Consider the following 20,982-nt stretch of genomic DNA (forward strand, 5'->3'; position numbering starts at 1 on the left):
GAAGGCCCTATCTGACCTCGACGAACTCCGAGGCCAACCGCGCCGGCCGCTCCTTCGGCGGCGCCGCCGGGTGGCCGATCGCGACCGCGCCCATCGGGTCCCATCCCTCCGGCAGCCCGAGGACGTCCCGTACGACGTCCCGGCAGAACATCGTCGAGGACACCCAGGCCGAGCCCAGCCGCTCACCGGCGAGGGCGACGAGGAAGTTCTGCACGCCCGCGCCCGTCGCGACCACGAACATCTCGCGCTCGGCGGCGTCCCGGCGCGGGTCGCCGTAGTGGTGGGAGCCGTCCATGACGAGGCAGGGCACCGCGAGGTAGGGCGCGTTGCGCAGGACGTCCCCGCGCCGGACCCGCTTGGCGATGGACTCCTCGGACTTGCCGTCGCGTCGCAGGTCCGCGATCCAGGCGTCCCGCATCGCGTCGAGCAGCCGGGTCCGCGACTGCGCCGACTCCAGGAGCACGAACCGCCACGGCGTGGTGTGGTGCGGCGCCGGGGCCGTCACGGCGGCGGCGACCGCGCGCCGGACCGCGCCCGGGTCGACCGGCTCGTCCGTGAACTCCCGTACGGTCCGCCGCAGCGACACCGCCTCGCGTACGGCCTCCGAGGTCCCGAGCCGGAACATGTCGTCGGCGGCCCCCCGTACGAGCGCCCGCGCGCCCTCCTCGGCGTCGCCGCCCACGACATGGGGCAGTCCGCGGACGACGGCGACGGGAAGCCCCGCCGCCTTGCCCTTCACCAGGTCGCCGGCGGCGGCGAGTTCGTCGGCGGTGGCGACCACGGTGGCGCTCAGCGGATTGCCGTGCGCGTCGCTCCCGCCGCGCAGGTCGTCGAGGACCCGCACCCCGGCCGCCCCGATCGCCACGTCGGTGAGCCCGGTGCGCCAGGGCCGCCCGAAGGTGTCCGTGACGACGACGCCGACGTCGACGCCGAGCGCCTCGCGCAGTCCCGAACGGATGCGCCGCGCCGAGGCGTCGGGGTCCTCGGGCAGCAACAGGACGGTCCCGGAAGGGGTGTTGGAGGCGTCGACCCCGGCGGCGGCCATGACGAGCCCCTGCCGGTTCTCGACGATGCGGAGGGTGCCGCGCCGCGCCACCACCCGTACCGTCTCGGCGTCGATGGCCTCCTCGCGGTCGTCGGCCGCGATCACCCGCCCCTCGGCCTTGCTGACGATCTTGGAGGTGACGAGCAGGACGTCCCCGTCGACGAGCTCCGGCGACACGGAGGCGATCAGCTTGGCGAGATCGTCCCCGGCGGCCACCTCGGGCAGCCCGGGCAGCGCCCACACCCGGAAGGAGGGAGCGGCGCCGCTCACCCCCGTACCTCCTCGGCCAGCGCCAGCGCCTCGCGGGCCATCGCGGCCGTCGCGTCCACGTCGGTCATCATCAGCGGGACCGCGCGGCACGCGATGCCCGCCGCCTCGACCTCCGCGACCGCGCCCGCGTCCACGGTGTCCACGAGCCAGCCGCCGACGAGCTCGGCGCCGTAGTGCAGGGCGACCGCCGCCGCCGTGGACTCCACGCCCACGGCCGCGAGGACCTTGTCGGCCATGCCGCGCACGGGCGCGTCGCCGACGATGGGGGAGAGGCCCACGACCGGCGCCCCGGCCGCGACGACCGCCTCGCGGATCCCGGGCACGGCCAGGATCGTGCCGACGCTCACCACCGGGTTGGACGGCGGGAAGAGGATGACGTCCGCCTCGGCGATCGCCTCCAGGACGCCCGGCGCGGGCTTCGCGGCCTCGGCGCCGACGGGCACGACGGCCTTCGCGTCGACGGAGGCGCGCAGCTTCACCCAGTACTCCTGGAAGTGCACCGCGCGCTGCTCGCCGTCCACCTCGATCGCCACGTGCGTCTCGACGCGGTCGTCGGACATGGGGATCAGCCGCACGCCGGGCTGCCAGCGGGCGCACAGCGCCTCGGTGACGGCGCTCAGCGGGTAGCCCGCGCCGAGCATCTGCGTACGGACGATGTGGGTGGCGAAGTCCCGGTCGCCGAGGCCGAACCACTCGGGCCCGACCCCGTACGCCGCGAGCTCCTCCTTGACGGTGAAGGACTCGTCCGTGCGTCCCCAGCCCTGTTCCTCGTTGATGCCACCGCCGAGGGTGTACATCACCGTGTCCAGGTCGGGGCAGACCTTCAGCCCGAAGAGATGGATGTCGTCACCGGTGTTGCCGATGACCGTGATCTCCGCGTCCGGCGCGGCCTGCTTGAGGCCGCGAAGGAAACGGGCACCACCGATGCCGCCGGCCAGAACCACAATGCGCATGCGTTGCAGTGTGTCAGGCGTCGATCAATCCCGGGGCGGCCGGGGCGCACTGGGCCTGGAGGGACTCGTGCATCGGCATGTCGGTCAGGCCGGGGAAGTAGACGTGCAGGCTGACGGCCGGTTCGAGGGAGTCGTTGACGACCTCGTGGACGTACCCCGGGGCGAAGACGCGCTCCCCGCCGGGCGTGAGCGTCCGCGCGCCCCGGTCCGTGCGCTCCGTCAGCTCGCCCTCCAGGACGGTCAGCACGCCGGAGGAGAGGCCGTGGTCGTGGAGCCCGCTGCCCTGGCCGGGCACCCAGGAGAGCAGCCAGACCTCGTAGCCGGGGCCGGTGCGCAGGCGGTGGTACCAGCGGGTGGTGGCGTCGTACTCGACGTACGGGGCCCACTGGGAGCGGTCGCCGGCGATGGAGCGCGCGAGGCCGGCGAACTCGGCCACGGTCTCGGGGTGGGCGCGCTCGGGCTGGAGCAGGTGCGGGACTTCGAGGATGTCGCCGGCGATCTGAAGGTCGCTGTCCATGTTCATGGGATGGGGAGGTTCCTCAGCAGAAACAGAAGCGGTGGGGGGTCACGCATAAGGGGTGACACGGGTGACGCAGGGTGACGCTGGGGGAAGAAGCCGAAGCTCGACGGCTTCAGCGGCTGGAGCGCTACGGCATCAACAGCTGGGACAGCAACAGCAACAGCGCGCCTGGACAGCGCGGCGGAACCCACGGGCGTGGGTCGCGGAGGGCGCTGTGGTCGCTGGCATGCCCCCCAAGGTGGCCGGAGGGGCACCCGACTGTCAACTCAATGCCCGATTTGGGGGCAATGTTTCACCTCATCCGGTTACAGTGCCCGGAGAAAGGTTTGTTCAGGCGCGGACCAGGAGAGATGGCGCTTCGACCGCGCCCGTAAACATCGGAGGGCGTGATCAGACTGTGATCCGGATCGCATCCCCGATCGGATCGCAACAAGATCCAAGCCGTGGACGTCCTCCCTTGTGAAGACGACGTGGTGCGGCCGGGTCGCTGGCATGTGTCACGTTTTTTGGCGATTTGAACACTTTCCGCATAGGCTTGGTTCCGCAGAGTGAATACGGGGCCCAATAGCAGATCTCGGCTTGACTCGCACAGAGCACGAACTTGTAATTTCACTCGTGTCGTTCGGCCGGGTTCGTCCCGGCAACATCACGGGACGCACAGAACAGACGAGGGGCGCACATGACCGAGTTGTTCCAGGAACTGCTGGTCGAGGACGCGGACGAGGAACTCGGCTGGCAGGAGCGCGCGCTGTGCGCCCAGACCGATCCCGAGTCCTTCTTCCCCGAGAAGGGCGGCTCGACCCGCGAGGCCAAGAAGGTCTGCCTCGCCTGCGAGGTCCGCTCCGAGTGCCTCGAATACGCCCTGCAGAACGACGAACGGTTCGGCATCTGGGGCGGCCTCTCCGAGCGCGAGCGACGCCGTCTGAAGAAGGCCGCCGTCTGAACGGCACCCCGGCGCCCCGGCGCGCGCACCAGGACACGACGAACGGTCCGCCCCCTGTCCCCACGGCACAGGCGGCGGACCGTTCTGCGTGCCCGGTGCGCCCCGCACCCTCCGCCCGCTCTGTCCACAGGGCGGCGGACCGCTCCGCGCACAGCCGTTAGTGTGGGCCTCCGTCCGAGACGCTCCCCACGCCCCCCGCGGGCGACCCCGGCCGGAGGGCCCGTAGCTCGATGTCCTCAACTCCTGAGTTTCCGCGACACGTCGTCACCGCCGTGCTCGTCACCCACGACGGCGCCCGCTGGCTGCCCGACGCGCTCGCCGGGCTGCTCGCCCAGGAGCGCCCCGTGCAGAACGTGGTCGCGGCCGACACCGGCAGCGCCGACGACTCGGCGCAGCTCGTCGCCGACGCCATCGGCGCCGACCGCGTGCTCCACCTCGCGCGCCGCACCGGCTTCGGCGCCGCCGTCGAGGAGGCCGTCCGCACCGCGCCCCCGCTCGGACCCGAGGACCTGCCCTACCTGAAGCGCCCCAGCGGCTGGGACCCCGTCAGCCGCAGCTGGAACGACGAGGCGTACGACCTCCCCGAACTCCCGCACGGCGAACCGGTCCAGTGGCTCTGGCTCCTCCACGACGACTGCGCCCCCGAGCCCGGCGCCCTCGCCGAACTCCTGCGCGTCGCCGACTCCGACGCGGACGCCGCCGTCATCGGCCCCAAGCTGCGCGGCTGGTACGACAGGAAGCAGCTCCTGGAAGCCGGCGTCAGCATCGCCCGCAGCGGCCGCCGCTGGACCGGACTCGACCGCCGCGAGCAGGACCAGGGCCAGCACGACCAGGTCCGCTCCGTCCTCTCCGTCTCCACCGCCGGCATGCTCGTCCGCCGCGACGTCTTCGAGGGCCTCGGCGGCTTCGACCGGCGCCTGCCCCTCATGCGCGACGACGTCGACCTGTGCTGGCGCGCGCACTCCGCCGGCTTCCACGTCCTCGTCGCCCCCGACGCCGTCCTGCGGCACGCCGAGGCCTCCGCCCGCGAGCGCCGCACCGTCGACTGCGCCGGCCGCACCGCCGCCAACCCGCACCGCGTCGACAAGGCCGGCGCCGTCCACACCCTCCTCGCCAACAGCAGCGGCCGCGCCCTCCCGTACCTCCTCGTGCGGCTCGTCCTCGGCACCCTGCTCCGCACCCTCGCCTACCTCGTCGGCAAGGCCCCGGTCCAGGCGGTCGACGAGGTCATGGGCCTCCTCGCGACCCTGCTGCGGCCCGAGAAGATCCTCGCCGCCCGCAAGCGCCGCAAGAACCCGGCCGTACCCAACGGCGAGTTCCGCGCGCTCTTCCCGCCGGCCGGCGCCACCGTCCGCGCCACCGCCGAGCAGATCGCCTCCCACTTCGGCGGCGCCGAGGCCGAGACCGGCGGCTCCCGCCACGGGGTCGTCGAGTCGGGACCCGGCGGCGACGACGCCGACTACCTGGAGATCGAGCAGTTCGCCCGGCTCAAGAAGATCGCCCGCAAGCCCGGGCCGGTCCTCTTCGCCCTGCTCCTCCTCGTCTCCGTGGTCGCCTGCCGCAACCTCTTCGCCGGCGGCTCGCTGGCCGGCGGCGCCCTGCTGCCCGCCCCCGACACCGTCTCCGAGCTCTGGTCGCGGTACGCCGACTCCTGGCACGCCCTCGGCACCGGCGGCACCCAGACCGCCCCGCCCTACCTCGCCGTCCTCGCCGCGCTCTCCGCGCTGTTCCTCGGCTCCACCTCCACCGCGCTGACCCTGCTGCTCGTCTGCTCGGTCCCGCTCGCCGGCTTCACCGCCTACTTCGCCGCCCGCGGCATCGTCGAGTCCCGGCTCCTGCGCGCCTGGGGCGCCATCGCGTACGCCTTCCTGCCCGCCGCCACCGGGGCCCTCGCCACCGGCCGGCTCGGCACCGCCGTCCTCGCGATCCTGCTCCCGCTGATCGCCCGCGCCGCCGTCGCCGCCCACGGCTTCAACCGGCCCGACCGCGGCAGCTGGCGCGCCACCTGGGCGTACACCTTCCTGCTGACCCTCGCGATGGCGTTCACCCCGGTCGTCTGGCCGCTCGCCGTCCTCCTCGGCCTCGGCGTGCTCGCCGTCCGCCGCGACGACATCACCGCGTACGGACTCCGCTTCCTGGCCGCCGTCGGCACCCCGGTCCTGCTCCTCGCGCCCTGGTCGCTCACCCTCCTCACCGACCCCGGCGCCTTCCTGCGCGAGGCCGGCCTCGACGTCCGTACGGGCACGGCCACCGCGCTCGACCTGCTCGGCACCAGCCCCGGCGGCCCCGGCGCCACCGGCGGTCTGCTCCTGCTCGGCCTCGTCCTCGCGGGCCTGGCCGGACTCCTCCGCGAGGAGCGGCAGCTCGCCGTCCGCACGGCCTGGGCCGCCGCCCTCGCCGGCCTCGTCCTCGCCGTCCTCACCAACGGCGCGGGCGGCACCGGCTGGGCCGGACCCGCCACCCTCGTCTACGGCGCCGCCCTCATCGCCGCCGGCATGATCGGCGCCGAGGGCGGCCGCACCCGCGTCGCCGCCCACGGCTTCGGCTGGCGCCAGCCCGTCGCCGCCCTCATCGCCCTCGCCTGCGCCCTCGGCCCCGCCGTCGCCGCCGCCGGCTGGATGATCGGCGGCGCCGACGGCCCGCTGACCCGGCGCGACCCGGTCCAGGTCCCGGCCTTCGTCGCCGAGGAGAGCGGCACCCGCGACCAGCCCCGCACCCTCGTCCTCGGCGTCGGCGCGCCCGGCGAGGTCGCCTACACCCTGGTCCGCGGCTCCGGCGCCCGCCTCGGCGACGCGGAACTCACCGCGACCGCCGAGGCCGACCCCCGCCTCGACTCCGTCGTCGCCCACCTCGTCGCCGGCTCCGGCGCCGACCAGACCGAGGAGCTCAGCGGCTACGCCATCCGCTACGTCCTCGTACGGGACGGGGCACCGCGCCAGATGAGCCGCGTCCTCGACTCCACCCCCGGTCTCAGCCGCCTCAGCCAGCTCGACGGCAGCGCGCTCTGGCGCGTGGACCGCGAGATCGCCCGCGTCATGATCGTCCCGCCCGCGGCGAAGACCGGCGACGCGAAGACCGGCGACGCGGAGAAGGCGCAGGAGACCGCCAAGGCCGTCGCCGTCGCCGCCGGACCCGTCGAGGCCCACACCGACGTCCCGGCGGGACCCCCGGGCCGCGTCCTGCGCCTCGCCGACCGCGCCGACGAGGGCTGGACCGCCACCCTCGACGGCAAGGAACTGACCCGGACCACCGTCGACGGCTGGGCCCAGGGCTTCGAGCTCCCCGCCCAGGGCGGCCGCCTCGACCTCACGTACGACGGGCCGCTCACCCACACCGCGTGGATCTGGGCCCAGGCAGGCCTCGCCCTCGTCCTGCTCGTCCTCGCCCTGCCCGGGCGGCGCCGCGAGATCGACGACGACCTCCCCGAGGAGGAGCTCGCGATCCCCGCCCAGGCCACCGAGGGCGACGGCCGCCGCGCCCGCCGCCTGCGCGCCGCCGCCGAAGCGGAGGCGGAGCCGGAGGCCGCCGCGCCCGCCCCCGAAGCCTTCGACGCCTTCGGGACCTCGCAGGGCGGTCCGGCCCCCATCCCGGAGCAGCAGTCCTACGCGCCCCGGGACCAGGAGCAGGGCTGGGACCCCGCCTACGCCCAGGCCCCGGCCCAGCAGGCCCAGGAACAGCCGCAGACCCAGCCGTACGCCGACCAGGGCTACTACCAGGACTACGCGGCCGACCCGTACCAGCAGCAGCCGTACGCGTACCCCCAGCAGGGCTACGAGCAGCAGCAGCAGTACGACCCGCAGCAGCAGACGCAGCAGTACGAGCAGCAGCAGTACGACCCGTACGGCTACGGCTACGGATACCCCCAGGGCCACGAGACCGAGCAGCGTCCCGACGGGAGCAGCAACCAGTGAACCGCACGACCCTCTCCCTGATCGCGGGCGCCACGGCCCTCGCCGCCGTCACCGGCTTCGCGGCCCTCACCGCCCCGGACGGCACCGCCGCCACCGGGGCGAAGCCCACCACCCGCCTGCCGGTGGAGCGCGTCGGCCTCGTCTGCCCGGCCCCCAGCACCTCCGAGGTGGCCGAGACCCGCTACACCTCGTACACCCCGACGGGCACGGGTACGGGCGCGGCCCCCGGCGCCGACAAGGCCGAGCCGCCCACGGCGCTGCTGCGGCCCGCCACGAGCGCGCCGGCCTCGGGCGACACCGGCAAGAAGGGCAAGAAGCCGAAGGCCCCCAAGGTCCCGGCCACCGTCACCACCCCCGGCAAGCCCGTCACCGCCCAGGCCGACGGCGGCTCCGTCCCCGCCGTCACCGGCACCGCGACCGGCACCCTCGCCCCCGGCTGGACCGTCCAGCAGACCACCGTCGTCCCGGCCGGCGGCGCGCGCGGCCTCCTCGGCCTCGGCTGCGGCGCCCCCGACACCGACTTCTGGTTCCCGGCCGCCTCCACCGACAAGGACCGCCAGGACTACGTCCACCTCACCAACCCGGACGACACGGCCGCCGTCGCCGACATCGAGCTGTACGGCCCCGAGGGCGTCCTCAAGTCCCAGTTCACCGAGGGCATCGCGGTCCCCGCCCACTCCACCGTCCCGGTGCTCCTCTCCACCCTCACGAGCGGGCCCGGCCGGAAGGACGTCACCGTCCACGTCACCACCCGCAGCGGACGCGTCGGCGCCGCCGTCGCCGCGGCCGACGACAAGCTCGGCAGCGACTGGATCGCCCCGGCCGCCGACCCGGCGGGCACCGCCGTCCTCCCCGGCATCCCGGCCGACGCCACCGCGGTGCGGCTCGTGGCCCTCGCCCCCGGCGACGACGACGCCGACCTCAAGGTCCAGCTGGTCACCCCGAGCGGCACGATCGTCCCGGCCGGCGCCGACCTGCTCCACGTGAAGTCCGGGATGACGGCCGCCGTCGACCTGCCGAATCTCACCCGGGGCACGGTGGGCTCCCTGCTGCTCACCCCGAGCGACCCGAAGAAGCCGACCCCGGTCGTGGCGGCCCTCCAGGTCGTGCGCGGCAAGGGCGACGACACCGAGATCGCGTTCATCCCGGCGACCGCGGCCGTCTCCGCCCGCGCGACGGTCCCCGACAACCGCGCCAAGGGCTCGACGCTCTCCCTGACCGCCCCCGGCGCCGCGGCCCAGGTCAAGGTCACCGCCTCGGCCGGTTCCGAGGGGGGCACGCCGGTCTCGAAGACCCTCACGGTCAAGGCGGGCACGACGACGGTCCTGACCGACCTCGTCCCCGAGGGCCTCAAGGGCTCCTACGCGCTGACCGTCGAACCGCTCTCGGGCGGCAAGGTGCACGCGGCGCGGACGCTCGCCCTCCCGGAGGACGGCGTCCCGATGTTCACCGTCCAGACCTTCGTCGACGACCGGGGCACGGTCGAGGTCCCGTCGGCCCGCCAGGACCTGGGCGTACTGGACTGAGCCCGGTACCGGACCGAGCTCCCGCCGGAAGGGCGGGGCTCAGTCCTGCCCGTACCGGGGATCGACCGACTCGGGGGAGAGCCCGAGGAGCTCGGCGACCTGCTCCACGACGACCTCGTGGACCAGGAGCGCCCGCTCGTCCCGGCTCTTCGAACGGATCTCGACCGGCCGCCGGTAGACGACCACCCGGGCCGGCTCGTTCTTCTCGGCGGGGACGGAGCCGCCCAGCGGCACCGTCTCGCCCGGCACCGACGGCGGCACCTCGAGGACCATGAAGTCGACGTCCGCCAGCTGCGGCCAGCGCCGTTCGAGGCGTTCCACCGAGTCGAGGACGAGATCGCGGAAGGTGTCGGCCCGGCTCGCGGAGAGCGGCACCTGCGGCGGCGCGACCGGCCCCCGCATCCCGCGGCCGTGCCGGTCGCGGCGGCGGACCCGGGGCTCCGCCGGGGGCTCCGTGGGACGGTGCGAGGGGCTCGGCGGCACAGGACTGTCCATCACTGCCGCAGCGTAACCCCCATCCGCCGCATCGCACCGTGGCGCATCCTCGCCGACTTTCCGGGCGTGCCCGCACCCCCGCCGGCCCCCCTGTCGAAACCTGAACATTCCGGCCGGACTCAAGCCCGATTCGACCACCCGTCACGATCGGCCATCTGGCCCTGGATGACCGGATTTGCATCTCAAGGTGTCCGAATATCCCCCTGCCCCCGCCCCCCTGGGCCCCCTTCCGCGCAGGTCAGAACCGCCATCACTCGAACGGGGGTGTCGGAGGTCACACCGCGACACGGTGGAGTGACCTGAGGGAGAGTCGTCGCGGCCCGCTCAAGAGTGCGGTACCGTCCAACGTCGTGAGCCCTGTACGTCGCTGTTCGCGCACTGCGTGCGGCCGCCCTGCCGTCGCGACACTGACGTACGTCTATGCCGACTCGACTGCGGTCCTCGGCCCGCTCGCCACCTACGCCGAGCCCCACTGCTACGACCTGTGCGCCGAGCACAGTGAGCGCCTCACCGCCCCGCGCGGCTGGGAGGTGGTGCGCCTCACCGACGGATCCGCCCCCACCCGCCCCAGCGGCGACGACCTCGAAGCGCTGGCCAACGCGGTACGGGAGGCGGCCCGCCCCCAGGAGCGCGCGGCCGAGGCCGGCGGCAAGGGCGGCGGAGGCCGTGGCGGCGACCCCATGGAGGTCGGGCGCCGCGGGCACCTCAGAGTGCTCCGTTCGCCCGACAACTGACGGCGCCCGACCACCGTCCGAGTCTCCCTGACTCCGCTCCGGGTAGTTTTGGCGTTCCGTACACGCCCGCACACGCGTGTGGAGAACTCAGGAGGGTGGATCCGTGACTGCCGATCTGTCGCAGATCGTGAAGGCGTACGACATCCGCGGAGTCGTACCCGACCAGTGGGACGAGACGCTCGCCGAGCTCTTCGGCGCCGCCTTCGTCCGGGTGACGGACGCGGACGCGATCGTCATCGGCCACGACATGCGCCCCTCGTCACCCGGCCTCGCGGCCGCCTTCGCCCGCGGCGCGGCCCGCCTCGGCGCCGACGTCACCCTCATCGGTCTCTGCTCCACCGACCAGCTGTACTTCGCCTCCGGCAGCCTCGGCCTGCCCGGCGCCATGTTCACGGCCTCCCACAACCCGGCCCAGTACAACGGCATCAAGATGTGCCGCGCCGGCGCCGCCCCCGTCGGCCAGGACACCGGCCTCGCCGACATCCGCGCCCTCGCGGAGGAGTGGTCGGAGAAGGGCGCCCCGGAGGCGGCCGGGAAGCCGGGCACGATCACGGAGCGCGACACCCTCGCGGACTACGCCGCCCACCTCAAGAACCTGGTCGACCTCACCGCGATCCGCCCCCTCAAGGTGGTCGTCGACGCGGGCAACGGCATGGGCGGCCACACGGTCCCCACGGTCTTCGAAGGCCTGCCGCTGGACACCGTCCCCATGTACTTCGAGCTGGACGGCACCTTCCCGAACCACGAGGCCAACCCGCTCGACCCGAAGAACATCGTCGACCTCCAGGCCCGCGTCCGCGCCGAGGGCGCCGACCTCGGCCTCGCCTTCGACGGCGACGCCGACCGCTGCTTCGTCGTCGACGAGCGCGGCGAGCCGGTCTCCCCGTCCGCGATCACGGCCCTCGTCGCCGCGCGCGAGCTCGCCAAGAACCCCGGCGGAACGATCATCCACAACCTGATCACCTCCTGGTCGGTGCCGGAGGTCGTCCGCGAGCAGGGCGGCGAGCCGGTCCGCACCCGCGTCGGCCACTCCTTCATCAAGGAGGAGATGGCGAAGACCGGAGCGATCTTCGGCGGCGAGCACTCGGCGCACTACTACTTCAAGGAGTTCTGGAACGCGGACACGGGCATGCTCGCCGCGCTCCACGTCCTCGCGGCCCTCGGCGGCCAGGAGGGCACCCTGTCCGACCTGGTCTCCGCCTACGACCGGTACGCCTCCTCCGGCGAGATCAACTCGACGGTCGCGGACCAGACGGCGAGCACGGCGAGGGTCCGTGCGACGTACGAGGGCCAGGACGGCATCACCTTCGACACCCTCGACGGCCTCACGGTCACGGCGGCCGACTGGTGGTTCAACCTCCGCGCCTCCAACACGGAGCCGCTCCTCCGCCTCAACGTCGAGGCCCGCGACGAAGCCACCATGGCCAAGATCCGCGACGAGGTCCTCGCGCTGGTCCGGGCGACCGACTGACCCCGCCCCACCGCCGGGGAACGGGGGCGTGCCCCGTTCCCCGGCGGTAGGCTGACCTGGCCCGATCCGTCTGTTCGAAGGGACACCCCATGCCGCTCGAAGCCGGCCTCCTGGAGATCCTCGCCTGCCCGGCCTGCCACGCTCCGCTGAACGACCGCACGGCGGACGAGACCCCCGAGCTGATCTGCACGAGCTCCGACTGCGGCCTCGCCTACCCGGTCCGCGACGGCATCCCGGTCCTCCTCACCGACGAGGCCCGCAAGCCGGCGTAACAGCGCCGGCCGCGACAGGAGCCCACCGCCCGTGCGGGCCTTCGCCCCGCTGCCCGTGTGGGCAACCGTCCCGCGGGGCGGGACAGGTGGGCACACGGGACGGCGCCCATGGCGGCGCCTCCGCGTTCCGTACCTGAACCCGCACCAGCCGCACCCGCACAAGGCAGCGCCCGCACCAGCCGCACCCGCACCAGCCGCGCCCCACACCAGCCGCGCCCCGCAGGGAGGCCGCACATGCTCGACGAGACCCTCCTCGACGCCCCGGACGACCTCGCCCTGGCCGACCGCCGCGGCCTCCTCCGCGGCGCCGCCGAGGCCGGCGCGCGGGTACGGACCGCCGCCCGCCACGCCGCCGAGGCCGGCATCGCGGACCTCCACCCCGAGGGCCGCCCCCGCGCCGTCCTCGTCGCGGGCCCCGGCACCGCCGCCGCCGGCGTCGCGGACCTGATCGGCGCGCTCGCCGGAGCCGCCGCCCCCGTCGTACGCCTCCAGCCGACCGGCGTCGCCCCCGCCGCGGGCGCCCTGCGCTGGGCCCTGCCGGGCTGGGCGGGCTCGGTGGACCTGCTGCTGATCCCGACCACCGACGGCGCCGAACCGGGCCTCGCCCTCCTCGCCGAGCAGGCGTACCGCCGGGGGATCACGGTCGTCGCCGTCGCCCCGAAGGACTCCCCGCTCACCGAGACGGTCAACGGCTCGCGCGGCCTGTTCGTACCGATGGCGATGACCCCGAACGAGTCGCCCGACGAGTACGCCGAGAGCATCGCGGCGAGCCCGGGCGCGCTCTGGGCCCTGTTCACCCCGCTGCTCGCGCTCCTGGACCGCGTCGGCCTGATCGAGGCGCCGCCGGAGGCCCTGGAGAAGGTCGCCGACCGCCTGGACCGCACGGCGGAACGCTGCGGCCCGGCCATCGCCACGTACAGCAACCCGGCGAAGACGCTGGCCGCCGAACTCGCGGACTCGCTCCCGCTGATCTGGACCGAGGGGAACGCCGCGGGCCCGGCCGGCCGCCGCTTCGCCGCCGTCCTCGCCGAACTCGCCGGCCTGCCCGCCCTGGCGGCCGAACTCCCGGAGGCCCTGCCGGCGCACGGGGTCCTCCTCGCGGGCGACTACGCGGCCGGCGCGGACCCGGACGACTTCTTCCGCGACCGCGTGGAGGAGCAGCAGGCGCTTCGCGCGCGCGTGGTCCTGCTCCGCGACCGCCCGGCGGATGGCCTCACCGCCGCCCCGGCCGCCCGCGAACTGGCCCTCGGCCACGAGACCGCCATCAGCGAGCTGGAACCGGAGGAGGGCGGCGACCTGGAGACCCTCGCCGAACTCCTCGCCGTGACCGACTTCGCGGCCGTCTACCTGGCCCTGGCCACCCCGGGCCGCACCCCGCACTAGCGCCCCGGAGCGCCCGCCCGCACCCGCACCGGCCCGGCGCCCCACCGACACCCTCCGGCACAAGCCCCCCATCACGTCGGGGCACGTACACCGCAAAGACCTCCCCCCGTCACCCTCCCCCTGTCACCTGTCTCCCGACACCCCGCACGATCCGTCACCACCCCGAGGAGCTGGCAGGCATCATGGACCGCCTCGTCAACACCGTCCGCCCCTACGCCTGGGGATCCACGACGGCCATCCCGGAACTGCTCGGGACCGCCCCCACGGGCGAGCCCCAGGCCGAGTTGTGGATGGGCGCCCATCCCGGTGCCCCCTCCCGCACCGAGCGCGGCGCGCTGAACGAGCTGATCGCCGCCGACCCCGTACGGGAACTGGGGGAGGGGGCCGTCGAGAAGTTCGGGCCGCGGCTCCCGTTCCTCCTGAAGCTGCTCGCCGCCGGCGCCCCGCTCTCCCTCCAGGTCCACCCCGACCTGGAGCAGGCGCGGGCCGGGTACGCCGCCGAAGAGGCCGCCGGCATCCCGGTCGACGCCCCGCACCGCGCGTACAAGGACGCCAACCACAAGCCCGAGCTGATCTGCGCCCTCACCCCCTTCGACGGCCTGTGCGGCTTCCGCGACCCGGTCGAGGCCGCCGACCTGATCGCCGCGCTGGGCGTCGACTCCCTCAAGCCGTACGTGGACCTCCTGCACGCGCACCCCGAAGAGGCCGCGCTCCGCGAGGTCCTGACGGCCCTGCTCACCGCCGACCGCGAGGAGATGGCGCACACCGTCGCCGAGGCCCACGCCGCCGCCGACCGCCTCGGCGGCGACCACACCCCGTACGCGATCCTGGCCCACCACTACCCGAGCGACCCCGGCGTGATCGCCGCCATGCTCCTCAACCACGTCCGGCTCCAGCCCGGCGAGGCCCTCTACCTGGGCGCGGGCGTCCCGCACGCCTACATCGACGGCCTCGGCATCGAGATCATGGCCAACTCCGACAACGTGCTGCGCTGCGGCCTCACGCCCAAGCACGTCGACGTCCCCGAACTCCTCCGGATCGTCCGCTTCGAACCGAACGAACCGGCCGTCCTGCGCCCGGAGGCCTCCCCCTCCGGCGAGGAGGTCTACGACACCCCGATCGACGAGTTCCGCCTCTCCCGGTTCGTCCGCCCGGAAGGCGCCGCGCCGACCGACCTCACCGCCGCCACCCCGCAGATCCTGCTGACCACCGAGGGCCGCCCGAAGGTCGGCGAGGTCACCCTCGCCCCCGGCGAATCCGTCTTCGTACCGGCCGGCGAGGCCACCGAACTCACCGGGGAGGGCACCGTCTTCCGGGCGACCGTCGTGGCCTGATGCGACAATGACCGGCCGAACCGCGGCGATCGAGCCGGAGCATCGACGAAGGGACCACGTACACCCATGAGCGCGTCAGGCGGAACCAAGGCGATCGTGGCGGCACTCGCCGCCAACCTCGCGATCGCCGTAGCCAAGTTCGTGGCGTTCCTCTTCAGTGGTTCGTCGTCGATGCTCGCCGAGGCCGTCCACTCGCTCGCCGACTCCGGCAACCAGGGCCTGCTGCTCCTCGGCGGCAAGAAGGCCCAGCGCGAGGCCACCCCGCAGCACCCCTTCGGCTACGGCCGCGAGCGGTACATCTACGCCTTCCTCGTCTCGATCGTGCTCTTCTCCGTCGGTGGCATGTTCGCCATCTACGAGGGCTACGAGAAGATCAAGCACCCGCACCCCATCGAGGCCTGGTACTGGCCGGTCGGCGTCCTGGTCTTCGCGATCATCGCCGAGAGCTTCTCCTTCCGCACCGCCATCAAGGAGTCCAACGAGATCCGCGGCGAACAGTCCTGGAAGGACTTCATCCGCCGGGCGAAGGCCCCGGAGCTGCCGGTCGTCCTCCTGGAGGACTTCGGCGCGCTGATCGGTCTCGTCCTCGCCCTCGGCGGCGTCGGCCTGGCCCTGGCGACCGACGACGGCGTCTGGGACGGCATCGGCACCGTCTGCATCGGTGTCCTCCTCGTCCTCATCGCGATCGTCCTCGCCGCCGAGACCAAGTCGCTGCTCCTCGGCGAGGCCGCCGGCACCGACGAGGTCAAGAAGATCGAGGCCGCGATCGTCGACGGCGAGACCGTCACCCGCCTCATCCACATGCGCACGCTCCACCTCGGCCCCGAGGAACTCCTCGTCGCCGCCAAGGTCGCCGTCCGGCACGACGACACCGCCACCGAGGTCGCGAACGCCATCGACGCCGCCGAGGAGCGCATCCGCGCCGCCGTCCCGATCGCCCGGGTCATCTACCTGGAGCCCGACGTCTACAGCGAGAAGGCCGCCTCCGCGGGCCCGGACCCGGCCGCGACCCCGGGCGGCCCCGGCCACTGACCCCACGGGCACGCACGCCCCCACCACCTCAGGCCCCCGGGACCACAACGGCCCGGGGGCTTCGTGCACCCGCCCGCCCGTCGCCCGTGCGCCCGTCGCCCGTCGTCCGCCCGTCCGCCCGTCGTGCGTCTGTCCGTGCGCCCGCCCGTCCGTCCGTGCGGACGGCGCCGCTCGAGGGACGCTGGAGTCCCTCCGCCTGACTCGACGCGGACTGTGGCACGCCGAGCCGATCGGTGTAGATTCGTGACCAGCCAGACGTCGCTGCTGATGGCGGTCGGGCGGTCCGTGGACCGTCCGAGGGAGAGAGGGCCTCCGACGACGGCACCGAGCAAGCGCCCGGGCATTCGTGTGCCCAGCGGCGCTCAGCCGCGGTGCCAGGCGCCTCAACCGACCCTCGCACTCGCACACACGAGGAGCAGCCCAGTCATGACGACTGCCGCCCACCAGGACTTCAAGGTCGCCGACCTCTCCCTGGCCGCCTTCGGCCGCAAGGAGATCACGCTCGCCGAGCACGAGATGCCCGGCCTGATGTCGATCCGCCGGGAGTACGCCGAGACCCAGCCGCTCGCCGGCGCCCGCGTCACCGGCTCCCTGCACATGACCGTGCAGACCGCCGTCCTCATCGAGACCCTGGTCGCCCTCGGCGCCGAGGTCCGCTGGGCCTCCTGCAACATCTTCTCCACCCAGGACCACGCCGCCGCGGCCATCGCCGTCGGCCCGAACGGCACCCCGGAGAACCCGCAGGGCGTCCCGGTCTTCGCCTGGAAGGGCGAGACGCTGGAGGAGTACTGGTGGTGCACGGAGCAGGCCCTGACCTGGCCGAACACCCCCACCGGCGGCCCGAACATGATCCTGGACGACGGCGGTGACGCCACCCTCCTCGTCCACAAGGGCGTCGAGTTCGAGAAGGCCGGCTCGGCCCCGGACCCGGCCACCGCGGACAGCGAGGAGTACGGCTACATCCTCCGCCTCCTCAACCGCACCCTCGCCGAGTCCCCGCAGAAGTGGACGCAGCTCGCGTCCGAGATCCGCGGCGTGACCGAGGAGACCACCACCGGTGTCCACCGTCTCTACGAGATGATGCAGGCCGGCACCCTGCTCTTCCCGGCGATCAACGTGAACGACGCCGTGACGAAGTCGAAGTTCGACAACAAGTACGGCTGCCGCCACTCCCTCATCGACGGCATCAACCGCGCCACCGACGTCCTCATCGGCGGCAAGACCGCCGTCGTCTGCGGCTACGGCGACGTCGGCAAGGGCTGCGCCGAGTCCCTCCGCGGCCAGGGCGCCCGCGTCATCATCACCGAGATCGACCCGATCTGCGCCCTCCAGGCGGCGATGGACGGCTACCAGGTCACGACCCTCGACGAGGTCGTCGAGACCGCCGACATCTTCATCACCACCACCGGCAACAAGGACATCATCATGGCCGCCGACATGGCCAAGATGAAGCACCAGGCCATCGTGGGCAACATCGGCCACTTCGACAACGAGATCGACATGGCCGGCCTCGCCAAGACCCCGGGCATCGTCAAGGACGAGGTCAAGCCGCAGGTCCACACCTGGACCTACCCCGACGGCAAGGTCCTCATCGTCCTCTCCGAGGGCCGCCTGCTGAACCTCGGCAACGCGACCGGCCACCCCTCCTTCGTGATGTCGAACTCCTTCGCGGACCAGACCCTGGCCCAGATCGAGCTCTTCACCAAGCCGCAGGAGTACCCGACCGACGTCTACGTGCTGCCGAAGCACCTGGACGAGAAGGTCGCCCGCCTCCACCTGGCCTCGCTCGGCGTCAAGCTCACGACCCTCCGCCCGGAGCAGGCCGCCTACATCGGCGTCGAGGTCGAGGGCCCGTACAAGCCGGACCACTACCGCTACTGATGCCCCGGGGCGGCACGAGCCGCCCCGGCCACCCGTAGAGGACTCAGGCAGGCCCCCCGCACCCCCGTGCCGGGGGGCCTGCCCCGTCCGCCCCCGCTACCGCTCCAGGAAGCGCACCCTCCCGAGGACCGACTCATGCCCCGCGGCCGCTATTCGCTCCATGACCCGCACGATCACACCCCCCTCGGCGAAGAACACTTCCACTGCGCACCCGGCCCCTCCGGCTGGCGTTACGTCTCGCAGATCACCACCCCCTCGGGCGACCACCGGGGCTCCGTCGACCTGGCCGTCGACGAACTCGGCCGCCCCATCCGCCTCGAACTGCACGCCGCGAGCTGGCAGGTCCGCGGCGCGGCCCTCGACGGCGTCACCTGGGTCCGCACGGATCCCACCGGAACCCACGCCACCGAAGGCAATGTGCGCGCCCACGCCTTCACCGGCACGTCCCCGGCGTTCCTCGTCGCCCTCACGCGACTCCTGCGTCTCACCCCCGATTCCCCCGAGACCCGTGTCAGGCTCGTCGCCTTCACGGATCCGGTGCTCGCCCCCCTCACGGTCGACCAGTCCTGGGCCCTGCTGAGGAGTGAAGCGCACGCCACTGACAACGGCCCCCTGATGGTGGACGAGTACCAGGTCAGCGCCCTGGAAACGGGCGAACGGCATACGGTCCACATCGCCGGCGACGTGGTCCTCTCGGCCCCTGGCATCGAACTCGAAGCCCTCGAAACCCCGCCGTCGGTCTTCCCCTGACCGCCCCGCCGCTCAGGCGGGCGGAACGAACCCGGTGGGACGCGCCCCGGACTCCACCGCAGGAGCGACGACCGGTACGGGATCGACGACCGGTGCGGGATCGACGACCGGTGGAGCGACCGGAAGGGGAGCAGAGGCAACAGGGGGAGGAGAGTCAACAGGGAGAGCGAAAGCCAGGGACGACCCCACCGCGGGCGGAACAACCCCCGGCACCATCGCCCCAGCCCCAGCCCCAGCCCCAGCCCTCGCCCCCGCCGAGGCGAACGCCCGCCGGGCGTCCCGCGTCTGCCGCTCGGCCACCACCCCCGCCAGATAGGCGTCGGCCGGCACCCCCGCCGGCGGCGGCGTACCGGTCCGCGCGACCAGCTCGTCGGCCAGCCGCTCCGCAAGGCGCCTCCCCACGACCGGGTCCAGCTCACGAGCGCGCGTCAGGTACTGACGTATCTCCAGCCACAGCGCCTCCGGCACCGCCGAGAGATCGATCCCGGCGAACCGCCCCGCCAGCCACGGCGGCGGAGGAGGCACGGCCAGGACCCGCGCGGCGGGTATCCGCTCCCGTACCACCAGCGTCCCCGCGAAGACGTCCCCGAGCCGCCGCCCCCGCTCGGACACCAGCGAAGAGACACAGGCGACGACCCCGAAGGTCATCAGGATCTCCACGACCCCCATCGCACCCCGCACCAGCGCGTGCCGGAACCGGATCGGACCCCCGTCGTCCCGCACCACCCGCAGCCCACAGGCCAGCTTTCCGAGCGACCGCCCGTGCGACAGCGTCTCCACCGCGATCGGCGCCCCGACGAGCAGCAGCAGGAAGGAGGCGACGGACACCGCCATCACCGCCGCCTCGTCCAGCGACGCCGTGGCGACCGCGAGGCCGAGCGTGATCAGCAGATACGCGGCCCAGACCACGACCAGGTCGATGAGCACGGCGAGCGCCCGGCTCGGCAGCCGCGCGGGCTGCAATTCCAGGACGACCGCATCGCCCGTCACCAGCCCACTCACGGCACCCACCCTTCTCCGGCCTTCCCGACCCCTCCGAACGCCAGTCTGCCAAGCTGGCCCGCAGCGCGCCGCAGCAGTACGGAACCGTCCGCAGCCAGTGCCTGGAGCAGCAGCCGATCATGGACCTCGACGTCTACGTGACCGCCCACCGCGCCGAGTGGGAACGCCTCGACCACCTCCTGCGCCGGGGCGGCAAGCTCACCGGCGCCGAGGCCGACGAACTCGTCGCGCTGTACCAGCGCACGGCCACCCACCTCTCGATCGTCCAGTCGAGCACCCCGGACCCCCTGCTCACGGCCCGGCTCACCCAGCTCGTGGCCCGCGCCCGCGCCGCCGTCACCGGCACCCGCCGCTCCTCCTGGCGCGACGCGGTCCGCTTCCTCACCGCCGGCTTCCCCGCCGCGGTCTACCGCTCCCGCCGCTGGTGGATCCCCACGGCCGTCCTCTCCACCCTGCTGGCGGTCCTCATCGGCTGGTGGATCGGCACGCACCCGGAGGTCCAGGCGGCGATCGGCGCCTCCACCGACCTCCGCGAGATGACCCGCCCCGGGGGCCAGTACGAGACGTACTACTCCAGCCACCCGGCGGCCTCGTTCGCCGCCCAGGTCTGGACGAACAACGCGCAGGCCGCGGCCATGTGCCTGGTCCTCGGCGCGTTCCTCGGGATCCCGGTCCTCTGGATCCTCTTCATGAACATGCTGAACCTGGGCGTCGGCATCGGCCTGATGTCCTCCGCAGGCCGTCTCGACGTCTTCCTCGGGCTGATCCTTCCCCACGGCCTGCTCGAACTGACCGCCGTGTTCGTCGCCGCCGGTACGGGCCTCCGCCTCGGCTGGACCGTCGTCGACCCGGGCCCCAGGACCCGCCGCGCCGCCCTGGCGGAACAGGGACGCGCGGCCGTCGGCATGGCGATCGGCCTGGCCCTGGTCCTCTTCGTCTCGGGCCTGCTCGAAGGCTTCGTCACCCCCTCGGGCCTCCCCACCTGGGCCCGCATAGGCATCGGCATCGCCGCCGAGCTGGCCTTCCTGGCGTACGTGTACGTCCTCGGCGGCCGCGCAGCCCGGGCCGGCGACACCGGCGACCTGGAGGAACCCGACCGCAGCGCCACCCTGCCCACCGCCGCCTGATGTGCACCCACCCCTCCTGAGCTGCTAGTCTCCTCCGGTGCTCGCGAAACCCGTTGACACCGGGCTCGTGGGGAGGTAGATTCAAACGGTTGCCTGGAACTGGACAGTTCGGCAGCGACCGGGTAGAGTCTCACTCACTCCGGTTGGGGATTCGATTCCACGGAGTCACCCCGATTCTTATTCGAATCACGAAAGCCACCGATTAGGTCGGCCGAAATGAATCTGATAAAGTCGAAATCGCCGGAAGGGCCCGGAGCGAAAGCGAAAGGGACCGGAAAGCACCGAGGAAATCGGATCGGAAAGATCTGATAGAGTCGGAAACGAAGGAAGCGC

17 protein-coding genes are annotated in these 20,982 nt (G+C 73.2%); 12 read left to right on the forward strand and 5 right to left on the reverse strand.

What is annotated here, in order from left to right; all coding sequences use genetic code 11:
• Positions 1–7 precede the first annotated feature (7 nt).
• Genes ACFYUS_RS38045 through ACFYUS_RS38055 form a run of 3 tightly spaced genes read right to left on the reverse strand, consistent with a single transcriptional unit; the run spans position 8 to position 2,791 of the window.
• Positions 8–1,315 (reverse strand): coenzyme F420-0:L-glutamate ligase, encoded by a 1,308-nt coding sequence (locus ACFYUS_RS38045; RefSeq protein WP_388862711.1) that lies wholly within the window; start codon positions 1,313–1,315, stop codon positions 8–10.
• Positions 1,312–2,268, reverse strand: coding sequence for a 2-phospho-L-lactate transferase (gene cofD / locus ACFYUS_RS38050; RefSeq protein ID WP_388862713.1), 957 nt, complete (start codon positions 2,266–2,268; stop codon positions 1,312–1,314). Before cofD ends, ACFYUS_RS38045 begins: the two co-directional genes overlap by 4 nt.
• 13 nt (positions 2,269–2,281) lie before the next feature.
• On the reverse strand, positions 2,282–2,791 hold the full coding sequence (locus ACFYUS_RS38055) for a cysteine dioxygenase (protein ID WP_388862715.1): 510 nt from the start codon (positions 2,789–2,791) through the stop codon (positions 2,282–2,284).
• A gap of 676 nt (positions 2,792–3,467) precedes the next feature.
• On the opposite strand from ACFYUS_RS38055, the gene ACFYUS_RS38060 reads away from it, so the two are divergent.
• From ACFYUS_RS38060 to ACFYUS_RS38070, 3 genes are all read left to right on the forward strand, one after another.
• Complete coding sequence (locus ACFYUS_RS38060; RefSeq protein WP_015033978.1) at positions 3,468–3,731, forward strand: WhiB family transcriptional regulator; 264 nt, start codon at positions 3,468–3,470, stop codon at positions 3,729–3,731.
• Between the two features lie 230 nt (positions 3,732–3,961).
• Positions 3,962–7,642, forward strand: a complete 3,681-nt coding sequence (locus tag ACFYUS_RS38065) for a glycosyltransferase family 2 protein (protein WP_388862717.1) — start codon at positions 3,962–3,964, stop codon at positions 7,640–7,642.
• On the forward strand, positions 7,639–9,168 hold the full coding sequence (locus tag ACFYUS_RS38070) for a DUF5719 family protein (protein ID WP_388862719.1): 1,530 nt from the start codon (positions 7,639–7,641) through the stop codon (positions 9,166–9,168). The genes ACFYUS_RS38065 and ACFYUS_RS38070 overlap by 4 nt, the downstream gene beginning before the upstream one ends.
• Positions 9,169–9,207: 39 nt before the next feature.
• Here the strand turns inward: ACFYUS_RS38070 and ACFYUS_RS38075 are convergent, their stop codons facing one another.
• A complete protein-coding gene (locus ACFYUS_RS38075) occupies positions 9,208–9,663 on the reverse strand; it encodes a metallopeptidase family protein (protein WP_388862739.1) in 456 nt (151 codons plus the stop codon).
• Positions 9,664–9,962: 299 nt separating this feature from the next.
• Here ACFYUS_RS38075 and ACFYUS_RS38080 point away from each other — a divergent pair, with 299 nt between their 5' ends.
• The 8 genes from ACFYUS_RS38080 to ACFYUS_RS38115 all read left to right on the forward strand — a co-directional run bounded on the left by ACFYUS_RS38080 (position 9,963) and on the right by ACFYUS_RS38115 (position 18,520).
• Entirely contained in the window at positions 9,963–10,397 is a 435-nt protein-coding gene (locus tag ACFYUS_RS38080) for a DUF3499 domain-containing protein (RefSeq protein WP_366042353.1), read from the forward strand.
• A 103-nt stretch (positions 10,398–10,500) separates the two neighbouring features.
• Entirely contained in the window at positions 10,501–11,868 is a 1,368-nt protein-coding gene (locus ACFYUS_RS38085) for a phosphomannomutase/phosphoglucomutase (RefSeq protein ID WP_388862721.1), read from the forward strand.
• A gap of 89 nt (positions 11,869–11,957) precedes the next feature.
• Positions 11,958–12,140, forward strand: coding sequence for a Trm112 family protein (locus ACFYUS_RS38090; protein WP_388862723.1), 183 nt, complete (start codon positions 11,958–11,960; stop codon positions 12,138–12,140).
• 234 nt (positions 12,141–12,374) lie between these two features.
• Positions 12,375–13,523, forward strand: a complete 1,149-nt coding sequence (locus tag ACFYUS_RS38095) for an SIS domain-containing protein (RefSeq protein ID WP_388862725.1) — start codon at positions 12,375–12,377, stop codon at positions 13,521–13,523.
• Between the two features lie 182 nt (positions 13,524–13,705).
• Complete coding sequence (gene manA, locus ACFYUS_RS38100) at positions 13,706–14,857, forward strand: mannose-6-phosphate isomerase, class I (protein WP_388862727.1); 1,152 nt, start codon at positions 13,706–13,708, stop codon at positions 14,855–14,857.
• 66 nt (positions 14,858–14,923) lie between these two features.
• On the forward strand, positions 14,924–15,889 hold the full coding sequence (locus tag ACFYUS_RS38105; RefSeq protein ID WP_388862729.1) for a cation diffusion facilitator family transporter: 966 nt from the start codon (positions 14,924–14,926) through the stop codon (positions 15,887–15,889).
• Positions 15,890–16,315: 426 nt separating this feature from the next.
• Positions 16,316–17,770: an adenosylhomocysteinase gene (gene ahcY, locus ACFYUS_RS38110; RefSeq protein WP_388862731.1), complete on the forward strand. Its 1,455-nt coding sequence runs from the start codon at positions 16,316–16,318 to the stop codon at positions 17,768–17,770.
• A gap of 135 nt (positions 17,771–17,905) precedes the next feature.
• Positions 17,906–18,520, forward strand: coding sequence for a hypothetical protein (locus ACFYUS_RS38115; protein WP_388862733.1), 615 nt, complete (start codon positions 17,906–17,908; stop codon positions 18,518–18,520).
• Positions 18,521–18,532: 12 nt separating this feature from the next.
• Here the strand turns inward: ACFYUS_RS38115 and ACFYUS_RS38120 are convergent, their stop codons facing one another.
• Positions 18,533–19,522 (reverse strand): RDD family protein, encoded by a 990-nt coding sequence (locus ACFYUS_RS38120; RefSeq protein ID WP_388862735.1) that lies wholly within the window; start codon positions 19,520–19,522, stop codon positions 18,533–18,535.
• A 119-nt stretch (positions 19,523–19,641) separates the two neighbouring features.
• Here ACFYUS_RS38120 and ACFYUS_RS38125 point away from each other — a divergent pair, with 119 nt between their 5' ends.
• On the forward strand, positions 19,642–20,649 hold the full coding sequence (locus ACFYUS_RS38125) for a stage II sporulation protein M (protein ID WP_388862737.1): 1,008 nt from the start codon (positions 19,642–19,644) through the stop codon (positions 20,647–20,649).
• Positions 20,650–20,982 lie beyond the last annotated feature (333 nt).

It is taken from the genome of Streptomyces sp. NPDC004284 (genome assembly GCF_042874035.1).
In the GTDB taxonomy this organism is placed as follows: Bacteria; Actinomycetota; Actinomycetes; order Streptomycetales; family Streptomycetaceae; genus Streptomyces.

What these genes read in the sequence shown, in the direction of transcription:
- cofD (WP_388862713.1), bottom strand. Translation starts at nt 2,268, where the DNA reads ATGCGCATTGTGGTTCTGGCCGGCGGCATCGGTGGTGCCCGTTTCCTT.
- ACFYUS_RS38055 (WP_388862715.1), bottom strand. Translation starts at nt 2,791, where the DNA reads ATGAACATGGACAGCGACCTTCAGATCGCCGGCGACATCCTCGAAGTC.
- ACFYUS_RS38060 (WP_015033978.1), top strand. Translation starts at nt 3,468, where the DNA reads ATGACCGAGTTGTTCCAGGAACTGCTGGTCGAGGACGCGGACGAGGAA.
- ACFYUS_RS38065 (WP_388862717.1), top strand. Translation starts at nt 3,962, where the DNA reads ATGTCCTCAACTCCTGAGTTTCCGCGACACGTCGTCACCGCCGTGCTC.
- ACFYUS_RS38075 (WP_388862739.1), bottom strand. Translation starts at nt 9,663, where the DNA reads ATGGACAGTCCTGTGCCGCCGAGCCCCTCGCACCGTCCCACGGAGCCC.
- ACFYUS_RS38090 (WP_388862723.1), top strand. Translation starts at nt 11,958, where the DNA reads ATGCCGCTCGAAGCCGGCCTCCTGGAGATCCTCGCCTGCCCGGCCTGC.
- ACFYUS_RS38095 (WP_388862725.1), top strand. Translation starts at nt 12,375, where the DNA reads ATGCTCGACGAGACCCTCCTCGACGCCCCGGACGACCTCGCCCTGGCC.
- manA (WP_388862727.1), top strand. Translation starts at nt 13,706, where the DNA reads ATGGACCGCCTCGTCAACACCGTCCGCCCCTACGCCTGGGGATCCACG.
- ACFYUS_RS38105 (WP_388862729.1), top strand. Translation starts at nt 14,924, where the DNA reads ATGAGCGCGTCAGGCGGAACCAAGGCGATCGTGGCGGCACTCGCCGCC.
- ahcY (WP_388862731.1), top strand. Translation starts at nt 16,316, where the DNA reads ATGACGACTGCCGCCCACCAGGACTTCAAGGTCGCCGACCTCTCCCTG.
- ACFYUS_RS38115 (WP_388862733.1), top strand. Translation starts at nt 17,906, where the DNA reads ATGCCCCGCGGCCGCTATTCGCTCCATGACCCGCACGATCACACCCCC.
- ACFYUS_RS38125 (WP_388862737.1), top strand. Translation starts at nt 19,642, where the DNA reads ATGGACCTCGACGTCTACGTGACCGCCCACCGCGCCGAGTGGGAACGC.